The following is a 16,664-nucleotide window of genomic DNA, read 5'->3' on the forward strand; positions in this document are numbered from 1 at the left end:
GCCACCTCGCCGGAGGCGAGAAATGAGCCCAAGAGTCGGTGTCACGCTGTCCGGGCGGTACCGGCTGCAGCGGCTGATCGCCACCGGCGGCATGGGGCAGGTCTGGGAAGGCGTGGACTCGCGGCTGGGCCGCCGGGTCGCGATCAAGGTGCTCAAGGCCGAGTATTCGACCGACGCGGAGTTCGTCGAGCGGTTCCGCGCCGAGGCCCGCACCGTCGCGATGCTCAACCATCCGGGCATCGCCGGGGTGTACGACTACGGCGAGACCGACATCGACGGCGAAGGCCGCACGGCCTATCTCGTGATGGAACTCGTCAACGGCGAACCGCTGAACTCGGTGATCAAACGCACCGGGCGGCTGTCGCTGCGCCACGCGCTGGACATGCTCGAGCAGACCGGACGGGCGTTGCAGGTGGCACACTCCGCCGGGTTGGTGCACCGCGACGTCAAGCCCGGCAACATCCTCATCACGCCGACCGGTCAGGTGAAGCTCACCGACTTCGGCATCGCCAAGGCGGTCGACGCGGCCCCGGTGACCCAGACCGGCATGGTGATGGGCACCGCGCAGTACATCGCCCCCGAGCAGGCCCTCGGCCACGACGCCACCGCGGCCAGCGACGTCTACTCGCTGGGTGTGGTCGGGTACGAGGCCGTGTCCGGTAAGCGCCCGTTCATCGGCGACGGCGCATTGACCGTCGCGATGAAGCACATCAAGGAGACTCCTCCCCCGCTGCCCGCGGATCTTCCGCCCAACGTGCGCGAGCTCATCGAGATCACGCTCGTCAAGAACCCGGGCATGCGCTACAAGTCCGGCGGGCCGTTCGCCGACGCGGTCGCCGCCGTCCGCGCGGGGCGGCGCCCGCCCAGGCCCAACGCGGCGCCGTCGATCGGACGCGCCGCACCGACCGCGGTGCCCCCGGCGATTGCGTCCCGCCCGGCAGCCGACCCCACCGGCCGCGCTCCGGCCCCGACGTCGCGCACCCGTGCCACGGGCAGCCACCACCGCTCGGCCCCGCCCCCGCGCGGGGGGTTCTCGTCCGGGCAGCGGGCCCTGCTGTGGGCGGCCGGGGTGCTCGGCGCGCTGGCGATCGTCATCGCGATCCTGATCGTGTTGAACGCCCAGGACCGTAAGGACCAACCGCCGCCGACCACCGTCACCGAGACGCCGACCAGCCAGGGCGCGCCACCGGAGACCCCCGGCGCGGCCGCGCCCGCATTCGGCGATCATGAACCTGACCGATATTGGGTATTACGGCCCGTTGACAACCTGTCACCCCTGACGACACGGCACGTTTCAGAACAGAATTTGCGATGACGACCCCACAGCACCTTTCCGACCGCTACGAAGTCGGTGAGATTCTGGGCTTCGGCGGCATGTCCGAGGTCCACCTGGCGCGCGATCTGCGACTGCACCGCGACGTCGCGATCAAGGTGCTGCGCGCCGACCTGGCCCGCGACCCCAGCTTCTATCTGCGGTTCCGGCGGGAAGCGCAGAACGCGGCCGCGTTGAACCATCCCGCGATCGTCGCCGTGTACGACACCGGTGAGGCGGAGACACCGACCGGGCCGCTGCCGTACATCGTCATGGAGTACGTCGACGGTGTGACACTGCGCGACATCGTGCACAACGACGGCCCGATGGCGCCGCAGCGCGCGATCGAGGTGATCGCCGACGCGTGCCAGGCCCTCAACTTCAGCCACCAGCACGGAATCATCCACCGCGACGTCAAGCCGGCGAACATCATGATCAGCAAGACCGGCGCGGTCAAGGTGATGGACTTCGGCATCGCGCGGGCACTGGCCGACGCGGGCAATCCCGTCACCCAGACCGCCGCGGTGATCGGCACGGCACAGTACCTGTCGCCCGAACAGGCGCGCGGCGTCAAGGTCGACGCCCGCTCCGATGTGTACTCCCTGGGTTGCGTGCTGTACGAGGTCCTGACCGGTGAGCCGCCCTTTGTCGGCGACTCCCCCGTCGCGGTGGCTTACCAGCATGTCCGTGAGGATCCGGTGCCGCCGTCGCAGCGGCACGCCGGTATCTCCCCGGAGCTCGACGCGGTGGTGCTCAAGGCGCTGGCCAAGAACCCCGACAACCGCTATCAGACGGCGGCGGAGATGCGCACCGATCTCGTCCGGGTGCACAGCGGTGAGGCGCCCGACGCGCCGAAGGTGTTCACCGACGCCGAGCGCACGTCGCTGCTCGCCGCGAACCCCGCGCACCCCCGCACGGAGCCGGTTGAGCCGGACGATCGGCGCCGGCCCCGGTACGCGGAGCCGGAGCGGGGTGGGTCGCTGGGACGCTGGCTGATCGCCGTCGCCATCCTCGCGGTGCTGACGGTGGTGGTGACCATCGGCATCAACATGTTCGGCGGCGGGACCCGCGACGTGCAGGTTCCCGACGTGCGCGGGCAGGCGTCCGCCGACGCGATCGCCACGCTGCAGAACCGCGGCTTCTCGATCCGCACCCAGCAGAAGCCGGATTCCGAGGTGCCTCCGGACCATGTCATCGACACCGACCCCGGCGCCAACACGGAGGTCGGCGCGGGTGACGAGATCACCCTCAACGTGTCGACGGGGCCCGAGCAGCGCGAGGTGCCCGACGTGTCCGGCCTCAGTTACACCGAGGCGGTTCGTCGGCTCACCGAGGCCGGTTTCGAGAAGTTCCGGCAGACGGCGTCGACGTCGCTGCCCGAGCAGAAGGACCGGGTGCTGTCCACGGTGCCGCCGGCCAATCAGACCTCGGCGATCACCAACGAGATCACCATCGTGGTAGGCAAGGGGCCGGCGACGGCCGTCGTCCCGGAGTGCGTCGGGCAGACGGTCGAGGTGTGCCAGCAGATCCTGGGTGCGTCGGGGTTCACCAAGTCGGTGCCGGTCGAGGTGGACAGCACCGTCGCGGCCGGCCAGGTGGTCGGCCTGGAGCCCGCTGCCGGCCAGACCGTTCCGCAGGACACCGTGATTCAGATCCAGGTGTCGCGCGGCAACCAGTTCGTGATGCCGGACCTGCGGGGTCAGTTCTGGGCGGACGCCGAGCCGCGGCTGCGGGCACTCGGCTGGACCGGGGTGCTCGACAAGGGCGCCGACGTGCCCAACAGCGGGCAACGCACCAACGCTGTGGTGACGCAGAGCCCGTCACCGGGCAGCGGCGTGAACTACGGCAGCAGGATCACGCTGAATTTCGCGTCGTAGCCGCCGCGACGGCGTCCGCGACCTCGTCCTCGAGCCGGCGTACCAGCGCCTCATCCGGGGCTGCACCGCAAAAGCCCAGCCAGTTGGCGAGCATCCGGTGCCCACCCTGGGTCAGGATCGACTCCGGGTGGAACTGGACACCGTGGATCGGTAGCTCGACGTGCCGGACACCCATGATTACGCCACCTTCGGTCTTCGCCGTGACCTCGAGCTCGGCGGGCATCGTCTCCGGCAGGATCGTCAATGAGTGGTACCGCGTCGCGGTGAACGGGTCCGGAAGGCCTTTGAGCACGCCCTGATTCGTGTGGTGGACCGTGCTGGTCTTACCGTGCAGGAGCTCCGGGGCACGGTCGACGGTGCCGCCGAACGCCACGCCGATCGCCTGATGTCCGAGGCACACTCCCAACAATGGGGTGCGTGCGGCCGCGCACGCATGCACCAGACCGATCGACGCGCCGGCGCGCTCGGGAGTCCCGGGTCCGGGGCTCAGCAGCACACCGTCGAACTCCTCGGCGACGCGGCTGACGTCCGCGTCGGTGACCAACCTGTCGTCGTCATTGCGCCACACCTGCGCGTCCACGCCGAGCTGGCCCAGGTACTGGACCAGGTTGAACACGAAGCTGTCGTAGTTGTCGACGACCAAGACCTGCATCGGAACAGGCTACCGCCAGGACGTTGGCCGTCGCTCAGGCCGCGACGCCCTCGGCACCGTCGGGCGCGACGCCCTCCGGCGACCCGGACTCCGCCACCGTCGGCGACGAGGTCTCGCGCTGCTGCTCCGCCTCGGCCCCGGGTTCCGTCTCGATCTCGGCCTCGGGCTCATCCCCCTCGGGCCCGTCTGCCCCGTGTTCGTCGCCGCCGATGACGTCCGCGGGCTCCGGCGCGTCGGGTTCGTCCTCGACGACGTCCGCGTCGGGTTCGCCCTCGGCGATGTCCGCGCCGGGTTCGCCCTCGGCGATGTCGGTGTCGGCCGCGGACGGTTGCGCGTCCCCGTCCCCGTCCCCGTCGTCGGAGCGGCGTTCGGACGGTTCCGGGTCGGTGACGCCGTCCACACTGGGCGGCGGGTTGCCGTTGCCCCAGTCCGCGCCGTCGCCCTGCGGGGTGAAAGCGGGGCGCCGGTAATCGCGTTCCACCAACGGCCGGAAGGTCGCGTCGAGCTTGGCCATGCCCTCGTCGTCGACGAACCAGTCGAGCCAGCCCAGCATCGGCAGCACGTCGGCCTTGATCAGCATGTACGTCGTGTTGCCGTCCCGGTAGACGAGATTGTCGGGGTCGTTGATGTCGACGTCGTCGAAATAGGCCATGTGGCGCGCGAACGTGGTGTTGATCGACGAGAAGAAACCCCACCGGGTCGGGCGGTCGGCCACGCTGTCGTACTGCATCGTGACGTCCAGGTGCTGGTATGGAGAACCCTCGGGCAGGCCGGTCCAGAACAGGTTCCGGTCGTCGCCGCCGAACTTGTTCTCGGGGTTGCCGAACGTCACGACAAGCACTATCCGGTCGGGGTCGGGCGCCTTCGCGGGCTTCTCCGCCCACTCCCGGAGCCGGTGGTAGGTCGACGCCGCCCCCAGGGAGTACGCCATCACGATGACATCTCCCGGAGTGGCCGACACCGCCGTGTGGATCTGGCTGGAGCCCAGCGCGACATCGAACGGGGTGCGGTTGTTGTTGATCGACCGGCAGGTGTTCCGCTCACAGAACGAGCCCTGAAACGCCGTCTGGGTGGTGCCTTTCGGCTGGCCGGTGCCCTCGACGCCGAGCACCGTCGCAGCCGGCGCCGCAGGTGCCCATGACAGGCAGATCGCGGCCGGCACGGCCAATGCCGCGGTGAACATCCTGCGGCCCTCACGCACTCTCACGATTCCCCCCGGCACCTTCCAGCGTTTGCTGCCCACAGCCCACGGCTACGGGAAGCATCCACTGTTTTTGCGCGCTTTCAGCCACTGTCAGATTGCCGCCATTCGTCAGCGGCACCTGTCAGTGCAGTTCAACTTGATTGCTTGACCGTAAATATACATAGCACAGCTAGCGCAGCGTTGCTACCGATAGCAAAGAAATCTGTGGAAACGTTCAGTAACCAATAGGGCCGAGCGGCTGGGCGTACTTCATCCGAACCGGCTCCTGGTGCCCCACCAGCTCCACCTCGCGGGACTCCTCGGTGTAGCCGAGCCCGAAGCGGACCGCGTATCGCTTGTACAGCGTCACCAGGGGTGCCGCCGCCAACGCCGCCTGCATCGCCCCCGGATCTCCGACCGCCGAGATGACATACGGCGGGCTGTAGGTGCGGCCGTTGAGCAACAGCGTGTTGCCCACGCACCGGGGCGCGGAGGTTCCGATGATGCGTTGGTCCTGCACCTGGATGCCCTCAGCGCCGGCGCTCCACAGCGCGTTGATCACCGCCTGGATGTCCTGCTGATGGACCACCAGGTCGTCCGGTGACGCGTCCCGGGGAAACCGCCCCTGAGCGTCGCGCTGAGCGTCGTTGAGGGTGACGACCAGGCCCGGGCCTCGCAGGGGCGTCATGCCCGCCTGAGCGGCGAGCAGATCGCCACGCTCGACGATCGCGGACAGCGCGGCATCGGCGCCGGGGGAGCCGCCGTGATGGTTGTCGATCTCGAGGCTCAGCGAGTCGCGCTCGGCACCGAGACGGTCCACCGACTGCTGAGATTCCCGTACCAGATCGACCAGGCGTGGAGCGTCGCTGCGGCGGATCTCGTCGCCTCCCGAGACCCCGTGCGTCGCCCCGAGGAGCAGTCCGGCGGCCACACAGATCACCGGGACGCCGAAGCGCCACAAGGAGCGCTTCCCGGTGCGGGTGCCGCGGTGGTCCATCGGTGTCGTCTCTTTCGGAGCTGCCATGTGAGCCTGCGTTAGGCTTTCCCTACACATCGTCGCACTGACCGGTCGTTCGTGGCACCGGGAACAGGCGCGGCGCCGATCGTCCGAAGGTACGCATGCCCAAGTCCAAGGTCCGTAAGAAGAACGACTTCACCATCAATCCGGTGAGCCGGACTCCGGTCAAGGTCAAGACGGGGCAGTCGAGCACCTGGTTCGTGGTGCTGTTCGTCGGCCTGATGTTGATCGGGTTGGTGTGGCTCATCGTGTTCCAGTTGGCGGGCAGCGGACCGGACGTGCCGAGCTTCCTTCAGTGGATGGCCGATCTGAACGTCTGGAACTACGCCATCGCGTTTGCCTTCATGATCACGGGGCTGTTGCTCACGATGCGCTGGCGGTGAGCCGCCGACGGCTGCGAATGAATCCATCATGGTCGCCTGCCGTTACCCCGCAAGCCATCTGGCCGTCACCAGATCACACGGATGTGATTCATCCCCATTGGGGATAGCACTTGTGGATAACCGCGTTCGGCGCGGTAGAAGGGTGTGAGAAGCCCATGCAGCAAACACAGTGGGGTCCACCGGCCGCAAGCATCGTCACCGCGGGTGTGCTGGGACTTGCAATGGCTCTCGGCGCTGTGACGCTGGTCACAGACCCTCCGGGGCGCATTCTTGTCGGGGTTGCCTCGGCTGGGTTGGTTGTGTTTGCACTCATGTCGTGGCGCGCACGTCCGAAACTGGCAATCACCGACGGGGCGTTGACCTACCACGGCTGGTGGAGTGTGAAACGGCTCACAACAGCGGACATCACGCGCATCCGCATCACGGAGTTCCGCCGTCTGGGCCGAAAAATGCGGCTGCTGGAGATCGACACCCGCGATGGGCAGCTGCTGGTGCTGAGCCGCTGGGACCTCGGCACCGACCCGTTGCACGTGCTCGACGCACTCACCGAAGCCGGATACGCGCCCGGCCCGGGGTGATTTCGGTGTAGTTGGTCACGCTCAGCATGACCAACTACACCGAAAACGCTAAGAGATGGTGATCGACTCGATCACGACCGGGTCGGTGGGACGGTCGCTGCGGTCGGTGGCGGTGGTGGCGATCGCGTCGACGACCTTGCGCGACTCCGGATCGACGACCTCTCCGAAGATCGTGTGGCGCCGGTTCAGGTGCGGCGTCTCGGTCACGGTGATGAAGAACTGCGAGCCGTTGGTGCCCGGGCCGGCGTTGGCCATCGCCAGCAGGTAGGGCTTGTCGAACTGAAGCTCCGGATGGAATTCGTCGGCGAACTTGTAGCCCGCGTCGCCGCGTCCGGTACCGGTCGGGTCGCCGCCCTGGATCATGAACCCTTCGATGACGCGGTGGAAGATCACCCCGTCGTAGAACGGGCCCGACGAGCCGCCCGAGGCGTTCTCAGTGCTGTATTCCTTCGTGCCCTGGGCCAGTCCCACGAAGTTGGACACGGTCTTGGGGGCGTGGTTTCCGAAGAGTGCGATTTTGATATCGCCGCGGTTGGTGTGCAGTGTCGCGGTCGCGGTCTGAATGGGACTCGTCACAGGAATCCAGTGTGCCACGCCTGGTCTGAGGGCCAACCGGCCACCTTGCCGTTGGCCGGGATGGCAGGCTGGGGGCGCGACATCCGACAGCCCGAAAGAGGTGGGATATGAGCTCCACGACCCGCGTACGTCTGACCCCCAGTCAGCGGCTCAGCCGCGGCCTGATGTATTCGACCGTCGGCCCGATCGACGTCACCAGGGGAGCGGTGGGTCTCGGAGTCGAGTCGGCGCGGTCGTCCGCGGTGTGGGCGGGCAACAAGTATCGGCGAAGCAAGATGGCCCGCCAGCTGAAGGCCGAGCTCGCCGCGGCTCAGGAGGCGATCGCCGTCGAGGTGGCCGCCGCCCAGGAAGTGGTGGCCGGTTTGCCGCAGGCGCTCGAGAAGGCCCGCAGGTCCCGCCTCCGCAAGCGTCCGCTGCTGCTGGCCGGGATCGCCGTCGTCGTGCTGGCCGGGGGAGCGGTGACGTTCTCCATCGTGCGCCGCTCGACGCAGCCCGAACCGTCGCCGCTGCCGCCCAGCGTGGAGGTCAGCCCTAAGCCCTAGGAGGCCCGGGAGGCTGGGCCTCCGGCCTGGACCAGTTGCCGATCCAGTGGACGATCGTGACTCCCACCGGGATGTAGAGGGGTGCGAGCACCAGCCCCATGATGGCCAGGGGCGCGACGAGCTCAGACACCGACCAGATACCTCTCCCGCAGCTTGCCCTTGACCAGTTTTCCGGTCGGCGTTCTCGGCAGGTCGTCGACGAAATCCACCGAGCGCGGCGCCTTGTAGTGCGCGATCCGCGCCCGGGTGTAGTCGATCAGCTCCCGCGCCAGTTCCTCGGAGGGGTCGACGCCGGCGGTGAGGTGCACCACCGCCTTGACCTGTTCCCCCATCTCGGGATCCGGCACCCCGATGACCGCGACGTCGTGCACGGCCGGGTGCAGCGTCAGCGCGTTCTCGACCTCTTGGGGATAGATGTTCACGCCACCCGAGATGATCATGAACGCCTTGCGGTCCGCCAGGTACAGATAGCCCTCGTCGTCCACGTAACCGAGGTCACCGACGGTGGTCCAGAACGGATGCGCCGGATGCTGGGCCTCCGCGGTCTTCTCCGGGGCGTTGTGATAGCTGAACGGCATAGCGTCCCGCTCGAAGTAGACCGTTCCGACCTCACCGGCGGGTAGGTCGTGTCCGTCGTCATCGCAGATATGAAGCGTGCCAAGGACACTGCGCCCCACCGAACCCTGGTGGCTCAGCCACTGCCCGGTGTCGATGACGGTCATGCCGTGCACTTCCGTGGAGCTGTAGTACTCCCAGATGATCGGACCCAGCCAGTCGATCATGGCCTGCTTGACATCCACCGGACACGGAGCGGCGGCATGGATCACCACGCGCAGACTGGACAGGTCATAGCGGCTGCGGACCTCGTCATTGAGCTTGAGCATCCGCACGAACATGGTCGGCACCATCTGTGTCGCGGTGATCCGGAACTTCTCGATGTACCTCAACGTGTCGGCGGCGTCGAACCTCTTGGCAAGCACCACGGTTCCACCCAGCGCATGCACCATGCCACACCAACGCAACGGCGCGGCGTGATAGATCGGCGCCGACGAGAAGTAGACGTCCGACGAGGTGATGCCGAACAGGCCACCGGCGATGGCCACCACCGGATCACCGGGCTGGTCGACGCTGCGCTCCGGTAGATCGGGACGAATTCCCTTGGGAAATCCCGTCGTTCCCGAGGAGTAGAGCATGACAGCGCCGCACGGCTGCTCGGCCAGCGGGGGACCGGCCGCGGCCAGGGTGGACTCGTAGTCGGCGAATCCGTCGATGCGGCCGCCGAAGGCGATGCGCACCTCGGGACCGCCGGCCTCGGCAACCACCCCGTCGGCCAACTCGCGCAGGGCGGCCGACGCGACCAGTGCCCGCGCACCGGAATCGCAGACGATGTAACCGGCCTCCGCCGGGGTCAGGTGGTGGTTGATCGCGGTGACGTACAGCCCGGAACGCTGTGCCGCCCACAGCACGACGAGCGCCTCGGGCGCGTTGTCCGACAGCAACGCGACCACGTCACCGGGGCGCAGACCGGCGTCGTGCAGCACCCGGGCCAGCGCGGCGGACTGTTCGTCGAGCCGGCGGTAGCTGAGCGTTTCGCCGGTCTCGGCGACGACGACCGCCGCTCGCTCGGGCGCGGTCCTGGCGTGGGTACCGGGATACATCCGTCCTTCTCAGCCCTGCGCTGCCGCAGAGATGACGACCGGATACACGTGTTTGCGGCGGTCGTCGGTCATGTCGACGTGGATGAACTTCGGTTCGGTGTACTCGTCGAGTGCGTCGGGACCGAGTTCACGGCCGAGACCGCTCTGCTTGACCCCGCCGAACGGGTACATCGCGTTGATCATGTGCCAGTCGTTGACCCACACCGTGCCGGATTGCAGGCGGCGGGCGATCCCCAGCGCCCGTTCCCTGTCGGCACTCCACACCCCGGCCGACAGCCCGTACTCGCTGTCGTTCGCGATGGCGACCGCCTCGTCGTCGTCACCGTAGGTGAGCACGACGAGCACGGGACCGAAGATCTCCTCCCGGGCGATCCGCATGTCGTTGGTGGCGCCGGTGAGGATCGTCGGAGGCACCCAATGACCTTGTGCCAGAGCAGGATCCGTCGGGACGGTGCCCTGGTAGGCCAGCTTGCACCCTTCCTCCTGGCCGAGCGCGATGTACTTCTCCACCCGCGCCTTCTGCTTGGCGGAGACCAGCGGTCCCAGATCGGAGGCGAGGCTCATCGGGTCGCCCATCACCAGCGTCTCGGCACGGGCCACCATGCGGCGGACGAACTCGTCATGGATGGACTCGTGGACGAGCAGCCGGGTTCCGGACTCGCAGGCCTGACCGCTCATCAACAGGAACGCGAACAGCGATCCGTCGACCGCCAGGTCGAGGTCGGCATCGTCGAGGACGATGTTGGCGCCCTTGCCGCCCAGCTCGAGCGTGACCTTCTTCACCGTGTCGGCCGCCGCGCGCATGACGCTCTTGCCCACTTCGGTCGATCCGGTGAACGCCACCTTCCGGACGTCCGGGTGTTCGGCCAGACGTGCCCCGACGGTCGGGCCGGCGCCCGTGACCACGTTGAGAACCCCTGCGGGGAGCCCGACTTCGTCGGCGGCGCGGGCCAGCTCGAGCAGCGTCAGCGGCGTCTGGTCGTCGGGCTTCAGCACGACGGTGTTGCCGGCGGCCAGCGCCGGACCCAGCTTCCAGACCGCGAGCAGCAGCGGGAAGTTCCACGGGATGATGCCGGCGCACACGCCGACCGGATCCCTGACGATCATCCCTGCGGCCAGCGTCGGGGCCTCCATCAGCGGTCCGCTGGACTGGAACGCGTAGGTGCGCGCAAGGCCGGCGAAGTACCGCAGGTGCGCGATGGCGTAGCCGATGAGGAAGGCGCCCGCCGCGCGGACGGTGGCACCGTTCTCGGCGACCTGAAGTGCGGTCAGTTCGTCGGTGCGCGCAGCGAGGTTGTCGGCGATCGCATCGAGTACGTCCGCGCGTTGCTGTGCAGACGTGTTGCGCCACACCCCGGCCTCGTCGGCGGCCTTGGCCGCGGCGACCGCGTCGTCCACGGTGGTCACGCCGCCGTAGGCGACCGTCGCCACCAGTTCGCCGGTGGCGGGACTGCGGACTTCGATCGTGTCCGCGGCGTCACGCCACGCGCCGTCGATGTACATCCGGTAGTGCGGGATGTCGCTCATGAATTGCTCACCTTCATGTCGTAGTTCAGTTTTGCGATCCTGGATGGACCCGCCGGGCATGGCTCAGAACCGGATCACGCCGCGCAGGTTGCGCCCGTTGTGCATGTCCTCATACCCCTGGTTGATCTCCTCGAGGGTGTACTCCCGGGTGATGAGCTCATCGAGTTTGAGCCGGCCCGATCCGTAGAGGTCGAGGAGCCGGGGGATGTCCAGGCGCGGGTTGGACGAGCCGAAAAGGCATCCCCTGACCTGCTTTTCGTACAGCGTCAGGTCGAACAGCGACATGTCCACCACGGTGTCGGTGGGGTGCGGAATCGCGGTCATCACCACCCGGCCTCGCTTGCCGACCAGGCTCAGGGCCTGGGCCACATAGGCGCCCTCGGCGCTGTCGGTGGTGACGACGCAGACGTCGGCCATGGTGCCCCGGGTCAGATCGGTGATCAGGGCCTGGGCTTCGGCGACGTCGGCGGCCGCGTGGGTGGCGCCGAATTCGAAGGACCGCTCCCGCTTATAGGCGACCGGGTCCAATGCCACCACGTTCCGCGCGCCGGCGATGGCGGCGCCCTGGATCGCGTTGATGCCGAGCCCGCCGACGCCCATCACCACGACGGTGTCCCCGTCGGCAGCCTCACCGGTGCGCACCGCGGCGCCGTATCCGGTGGTGACGCCGCAGCCGACGAGGGCGGCTTTGTCCAGCGGAATGTCGTTGTCCACCTTGACCACCGAGGCGATCGGGACCACGGTGTACTCGGAAAACGTTCCCAGCACGCACATCTGACCGATATCGTAGGCGCGGCCCCCTGACGAACCATGGAAGCGGAAGGTGCCGTCGAGTTGGGGACCGGCCACGATGGCGGCCCCGTACACGCACAGGTTGCTGCGTCCGCGCGCACATTCGGTGCAGCGGCCGCACGCCGGGATGAAGCTCAGCACCACATGATCGCCGGCCTCGACCTCGGTCACCCCGGGGCCGACGTCGACGACCACGCCTGCGCCCTCGTGCCCGCCGACCACCGGCAGGTTCATCGGCATGTCCCCGGTCACCAGATGGTCATCGGAGTGGCAGAGCCCGCTGGCGGTCAGCTTGACCAGCACCTCCTGCGCACGGGGAGCGTCCAGCTCGAGCTCCTCGACCTCCCACTTCTGGTGCAGACCCCACAGCACAGCGGCCTTGGTCTTCATATCGTGATTCCTTTCGGGGCCGTCAGCGGCGTTCGGGGGTCCAGGTGGCGGGCAGGCTGTTGATGCCGTTGATGAAGTTGGCCACCTGGTATCGCGGTTCGGGCGCGGAGATGTCCGGGATGCGGGTGTACACCTCGGTCAGCAGCGACCGCAGCATGGTGCGGGCCAGTGCGGCACCCAGGCAGAAGTGCGGACCGCCGCCACCGAATGCGATGTGCGGGTTCGGGTTACGCGCGATGTCGAACTTGAACGGATCCTCGAAGATGTCCTCGTCGCGGTTGGCGGAGCTGTACCAGAGCACCACCTTGTCGCCGGCCTTGATCTCGGACCCACGCAGCGTGACGTCCTGAACGGCGGTGCGCCGCATGTGCACCAGCGGCGACGCCCAGCGCAGCACCTCCTCGACCGCAGTGTCCACCCTGCCCTCGACGTCGGCCACCAGCAGGTCGCGCTGATCGGGGAACTGCGAGAACGCCAGGATCGCGTGTGCCGACGCGTGCCGGGTGGTGTCGTTGGCGGCGACGGCCAGCAGCGTGAAGAACGCCTTCAGCTCGTCGTCGGTCATCTTCTCGCCGTCGAACTCGGCCTGCACCATCCACGACAACAGGTCGTCACCCGGGTTGGCCCGGCGCTCCGGAAGAAGGGTCGTCACCGTCTCGTGCAGGTCCATCACCGCGCCGACGAACAGTTCGACCGCGGTCAGGTCGCCGCGCACCTCCGGGTCGGTCCAGCCCAGCGTGCGCTGCGCGGCGTTGATGGTCTTCTCGTGCAGCTCACCCGGCGGCAGACCGAAGAAGCTGCCGAAGATGCGCCCGGGCAGTTTGACCGACACCAGATCGACGAAGTCGCCCTCACCGAGGTGCGAGATCTCCGAGATCAGGTCGCGGGCGTGGCCCTGGATCCAGTCCTGCAGCCGAAGCATGTTGCGCGGCTTGAACGCATCGAGGGTGATGCCGCGCAGCTGGGTGTGCCGCGGCGCGTCCATCGCGATGAACGACTGCGACATCATCCGGATCTCGACCGGGAAATCCTCGACCGTGATGCCCTCGGCCGAGGAGAAGATCTCGGGATGGCGGCTGGCGTACCGGATGTCCTCGTGTTTGGTCAGCGACCAGAAGCCCTTGAGGTTCTGCTCGGGGGGCAGCAGATCGGAGTCGGCCGGTCGGCTCCACGGCACGGGATTCTCGCGGCGCAGCACGGCGAATGCCGCATCCCGCTCCTCATGGGGCCTGGCCCAGAAGTTGCGGTCGCTGAGATCGATGTCGCGATGGGTTGGGACGGCGGTGGTCATCGAGAGTCCTTTCGTGCTGCTCCGCGCTGACCTGTGGTGCAGCTCACGTCGCGCAATCCAGGCCAGTCTCAATCACGCAGCAGCTCGATTACGCCGTCGTGCGGGCCAACTGCCGGTCCACGCGGGCCAGTTCGGCTGCGTGCGGGGGCCGGTCAGTTGACGGGAATGGTGAACGAGGCGGTCAGTCCGCCTTCGTCACGCGCGGTGAAGCGCAACGTGCCGCCGAGCGCGTCGACGATCTCGGCCACGATCCACAAGCCGAGCCCGGCGGTGCCGTGGCGGTCCGACAGGCTGACGAACTTGGTGGTCAGCTGGCCGAGATCCTCCTGCGGCACGCCGGGTCCGCGATCGGAGACGGCGACACTGAGATGCCCGTCGCCGCATTCGCACACCACGTCGATGGGCAGCCCGCGTCCGTGCCGTGCCGCGTTCTCCAGCAGGTTCGTCAGCACACGGCGCAGGCCTTGCGCGTCGACGTGGATGGCCGATGTCTCGCCGCTGATCGAGATCTGCAGTCGGGGCGGGCGGATGCCCGCCGCGTCGCCTGCTTCCCCGATCACCTCGGCCAGGTCGATGCGGCGGACCCGTCCGGACGAGAACGCCGGTTGTCGGCTGAGGTTCACGTCGGCCAACGAGTCGAGCATGTCCGAGAGGTGACGCGCGTGGCGTCCGGCGAGCTTGAGCGCGGACTCGCGGTCGGCCGATCCCATCTCCGACGAGACGAGTGCCTCGGTGAGCGCGTCCAGCGACGCGACCGGGGTGCGGAATTCGTGAAGCAGAACCTGCAGGCCCTCCTGCTGTGCCTCATACGAGCGCAGCAGGCGCGCCCGCAGATCCCGTTCCTCCTCGGCGGCGGCGTGTTCGGCCTCGGCCTCGACCAGCGCCTTCACCCGCGATTGGTGTTCGCGCTCGAGCAGTACCGACAGCGCGCCGCTGAGCAGCGCGATGAACACCAGATAGAGCGCCCACCACAGCCCCTGCACCGGTGCCGCCAGCCCGGAGCCGCCCCCGGCCGGCGACACCAGGACCACCACGAGATAGCCGAGGCCGGCCAGGCCGGCGAAGCCCAGACATTCGGCGAGTGTCAGTCGCGCCGCCGACGCGATCACCACCAGCGTCAACGCAGCCACAACCGGGCTGTCCACCCCGCCGGTGAGCCCGATCAACACCAGGCTGAAGCCGGTGTCCAGCAGCGACACCAACCAGGCGTAGCGGGTCCGGCGCACCTCCAGGTTCGGCCGCGCCATGACCACGGCCGCGTACGCCAACGTGCCGGCGAGAACCACCGCCAGGGCCACCGGTTGCCTACGCATCCAGTCAGGGCCGAAGGCCGCCAGCACGATGACCGACAGGACGACCACCACCCGAACCGACACGACGACACGAGCCAGGCCGAACCGATCCGCTGAGGGCACGACGAAGGCCCGCAGCCGGCCGGCGGTGTTCACGAGCTCACCCTAGACATCGCCCACCGGCCGGGCCCAGGCATTCCGGACTGCCGCGCAGCCGATGCGGCTACCATCCGCCCCGTGCACCACGGACCCTTCGTCATCGTGATCGTCGACGATCACGAGCTGTTCGCCGAAGGTCTGGAACTGCTGTTGCGGCGGGACTGGGGGGAGCAGTTCGTCATCGGCGGGCGCACCACGTTTGTCGAGGAGGCCGCGGACCTCGTCGGCTCCTGCAATGCCGATCTGGCGATCGTGGATCTGTCCATGCCGCCGCTGGGCGGGGTGGCCGCGATACGGCACATCAAGGCCCGGCATCCCGCCACGCGGATCCTGGCCCTGTCGGGGACCGGCGACCATCAGCTGGCCGAGGACGCGCTGCGCGCCGGCGCGGACGGGTTCCTGTCGAAAACCGTTCGGCCCGAAGCCCTCGTCGGCCCGCTGCAAACCATCGCGGCCGGCTTGAAGGTGCTCGACCCCGGCCTGCTCGACCGGTTGCTGTCGAGCACACGCAAGCCCGCGTCGTCGCTGGCGGACTCGCTGACGCCGGCGGACCTGAAGCTGTGGACGCTGCTGTCGACGGGCATGGAGACCGTCGACATCGCCGCGCGGATGGTGGTCTCCGAGCGCACCGCCAAGCGCATGGTGGCCTCGCTGCTGCACCGGCTCGGTGTCAACAACAGGATCGCCGCCGCCGCTCTCGCCGGCCGCAGCGGTCTGCTCGAAGACCTCGCCGAAGGCTGACGCCTCGTCGCAACTGGCACCTACAGGCCAAGTTTGGCGCGCTCGATCCAGCCCATCGTGCAGGCGAGCCCCAACACTGGGTGAACAAACGCGAATGGAGGCGTCATGCGGATCACGGTGGACTACACGTTGTGTGAGGGTCACGGCCAGTGCCTGATGGCTGCGCCGACGGTGTTCGACCTGCCCGACGGTTCAGAACAGGTCGTGGTGATCGACCCGGATCCGCCGGCCACCGAACGCGACGCCGTCGTGCGGGCGGCCGCGATGTGTCCGGCGGGAGCCCTGCGGGTGGGGGACTGACGAAAGGGAGGTTGTGGAGCCTAGGAGATTCGAACTCCTGACATCTGCCTTGCAAAGGCGAATCATGCTGCAGTTCAAGGGGTTTAGGCGGCACCGAACTGCTGAAACACACAACTGTGGTTAACAGCAGTTATCTGTAACTGTGGTCAAATTGTGGTCAGGATGTGGCCGTCAGTGAGGCGGTCCGGCGCAGGTTGCCACTCTTGCCCACTCAATAGCCGTCGTGGTGACACCTTGCCCGATGAAAGGAGTCGCGCAGTGCCGCGCGCCGGGTTTGACGCCGGACCGCCCTGGTCTTACTGAGCCCGCACCCGGTAGCGGTTGAGGACGACCTGCTCGGCGAGGGTCCACCCGAACGTGCCGCGCAGGGTGTACTCGTACTCGACGTCATCG

General features: G+C 67.9%; 16 protein-coding genes and 1 tRNA gene. 7 read left to right on the top strand and 10 right to left on the bottom strand.

Going from position 1 to position 16,664, the window contains the following annotated elements; translation table 11 throughout:
- The first annotated feature begins 22 nt into the window (after positions 1 to 22).
- Together BN976_RS06140 and pknB are read left to right on the top strand one after the other, a co-directional pair.
- Complete coding sequence (locus tag BN976_RS06140) at positions 23 to 1,315, top strand: protein kinase domain-containing protein (RefSeq protein ID WP_011777349.1); 1,293 nt, start codon at positions 23 to 25, stop codon at positions 1,313 to 1,315.
- Positions 1,312 to 3,189, top strand: a complete 1,878-nt coding sequence (pknB, locus tag BN976_RS06145; RefSeq protein ID WP_036368729.1) for a Stk1 family PASTA domain-containing Ser/Thr kinase — start codon at positions 1,312 to 1,314, stop codon at positions 3,187 to 3,189. Before BN976_RS06140 ends, pknB begins: the two co-directional genes overlap by 4 nt.
- On the opposite strand, the gene BN976_RS06150 is transcribed toward pknB, so the two are convergent.
- From BN976_RS06150 to BN976_RS06160, 3 genes are all read right to left on the bottom strand, one after another.
- A complete protein-coding gene (locus tag BN976_RS06150) occupies positions 3,167 to 3,841 on the bottom strand; it encodes an aminodeoxychorismate/anthranilate synthase component II (protein WP_011777347.1) in 675 nt (224 codons plus the stop codon). The genes pknB and BN976_RS06150 overlap by 23 nt on opposite strands.
- Positions 3,842 to 3,875: 34 nt before the next feature.
- Positions 3,876 to 5,048: a PE-PPE domain-containing protein gene (locus BN976_RS06155; RefSeq protein WP_036369318.1), complete on the bottom strand. Its 1,173-nt coding sequence runs from the start codon at positions 5,046 to 5,048 to the stop codon at positions 3,876 to 3,878.
- 211 nt (positions 5,049 to 5,259) lie between these two features.
- Positions 5,260 to 6,048: a DUF881 domain-containing protein gene (locus BN976_RS06160; protein ID WP_235621977.1), complete on the bottom strand. Its 789-nt coding sequence runs from the start codon at positions 6,046 to 6,048 to the stop codon at positions 5,260 to 5,262.
- Between the two features lie 95 nt (positions 6,049 to 6,143).
- Between BN976_RS06160 and crgA the strand changes: the two genes are divergently transcribed.
- Together crgA and BN976_RS06170 are read left to right on the top strand one after the other, a co-directional pair.
- A complete protein-coding gene (gene crgA, locus BN976_RS06165; RefSeq protein WP_011777344.1) occupies positions 6,144 to 6,425 on the top strand; it encodes a cell division protein CrgA in 282 nt (93 codons plus the stop codon).
- A 155-nt stretch (positions 6,426 to 6,580) separates the two neighbouring features.
- A complete protein-coding gene (locus BN976_RS06170; RefSeq protein WP_036368734.1) occupies positions 6,581 to 7,003 on the top strand; it encodes a PH domain-containing protein in 423 nt (140 codons plus the stop codon).
- Positions 7,004 to 7,051: 48 nt separating this feature from the next.
- Here BN976_RS06170 and BN976_RS06175 read toward each other — a convergent pair whose 3' ends face one another.
- Positions 7,052 to 7,579 (bottom strand): peptidylprolyl isomerase, encoded by a 528-nt coding sequence (locus BN976_RS06175; protein ID WP_036368736.1) that lies wholly within the window; start codon positions 7,577 to 7,579, stop codon positions 7,052 to 7,054.
- A gap of 107 nt (positions 7,580 to 7,686) precedes the next feature.
- On the opposite strand from BN976_RS06175, the gene cwsA reads away from it, so the two are divergent.
- A complete protein-coding gene (gene cwsA / locus BN976_RS06180) occupies positions 7,687 to 8,121 on the top strand; it encodes a cell wall synthesis protein CwsA (protein WP_036368738.1) in 435 nt (144 codons plus the stop codon).
- Between the two features lie 122 nt (positions 8,122 to 8,243).
- On the opposite strand, the gene BN976_RS06185 is transcribed toward cwsA, so the two are convergent.
- The 5 genes from BN976_RS06185 to BN976_RS06205 all read right to left on the bottom strand — a co-directional run bounded on the left by BN976_RS06185 (position 8,244) and on the right by BN976_RS06205 (position 15,227).
- Complete coding sequence (locus BN976_RS06185; RefSeq protein WP_036368740.1) at positions 8,244 to 9,779, bottom strand: AMP-binding protein; 1,536 nt, start codon at positions 9,777 to 9,779, stop codon at positions 8,244 to 8,246.
- Positions 9,780 to 9,788: 9 nt separating this feature from the next.
- A complete protein-coding gene (locus tag BN976_RS06190) occupies positions 9,789 to 11,306 on the bottom strand; it encodes an aldehyde dehydrogenase family protein (RefSeq protein WP_036368742.1) in 1,518 nt (505 codons plus the stop codon).
- A 63-nt stretch (positions 11,307 to 11,369) separates the two neighbouring features.
- Complete coding sequence (locus BN976_RS06195; protein ID WP_011777338.1) at positions 11,370 to 12,488, bottom strand: NDMA-dependent alcohol dehydrogenase; 1,119 nt, start codon at positions 12,486 to 12,488, stop codon at positions 11,370 to 11,372.
- A gap of 22 nt (positions 12,489 to 12,510) precedes the next feature.
- Positions 12,511 to 13,779, bottom strand: coding sequence for a cytochrome P450 (locus BN976_RS06200; RefSeq protein WP_011777337.1), 1,269 nt, complete (start codon positions 13,777 to 13,779; stop codon positions 12,511 to 12,513).
- Positions 13,780 to 13,931: 152 nt separating this feature from the next.
- Positions 13,932 to 15,227: a sensor histidine kinase gene (locus BN976_RS06205; protein ID WP_036368744.1), complete on the bottom strand. Its 1,296-nt coding sequence runs from the start codon at positions 15,225 to 15,227 to the stop codon at positions 13,932 to 13,934.
- A gap of 81 nt (positions 15,228 to 15,308) precedes the next feature.
- On the opposite strand from BN976_RS06205, the gene BN976_RS06210 reads away from it, so the two are divergent.
- Complete coding sequence (locus tag BN976_RS06210) at positions 15,309 to 15,971, top strand: response regulator transcription factor (RefSeq protein WP_235621978.1); 663 nt, start codon at positions 15,309 to 15,311, stop codon at positions 15,969 to 15,971.
- Between the two features lie 105 nt (positions 15,972 to 16,076).
- Positions 16,077 to 16,271: a ferredoxin gene (locus BN976_RS06215; RefSeq protein ID WP_011777334.1), complete on the top strand. Its 195-nt coding sequence runs from the start codon at positions 16,077 to 16,079 to the stop codon at positions 16,269 to 16,271.
- A 14-nt stretch (positions 16,272 to 16,285) separates the two neighbouring features.
- On the opposite strand, the gene BN976_RS33740 is transcribed toward BN976_RS06215, so the two are convergent.
- A tRNA-Ala gene (locus BN976_RS33740) sits at positions 16,286 to 16,378 on the bottom strand.
- Between the last annotated feature and the right edge of the window lie 286 nt (positions 16,379 to 16,664).

Origin of the sequence: Mycolicibacterium austroafricanum (assembly GCF_000612725.1) — a bacterium.
GTDB lineage: Bacteria > Actinomycetota > Actinomycetes > Mycobacteriales > Mycobacteriaceae > Mycobacterium > Mycobacterium austroafricanum.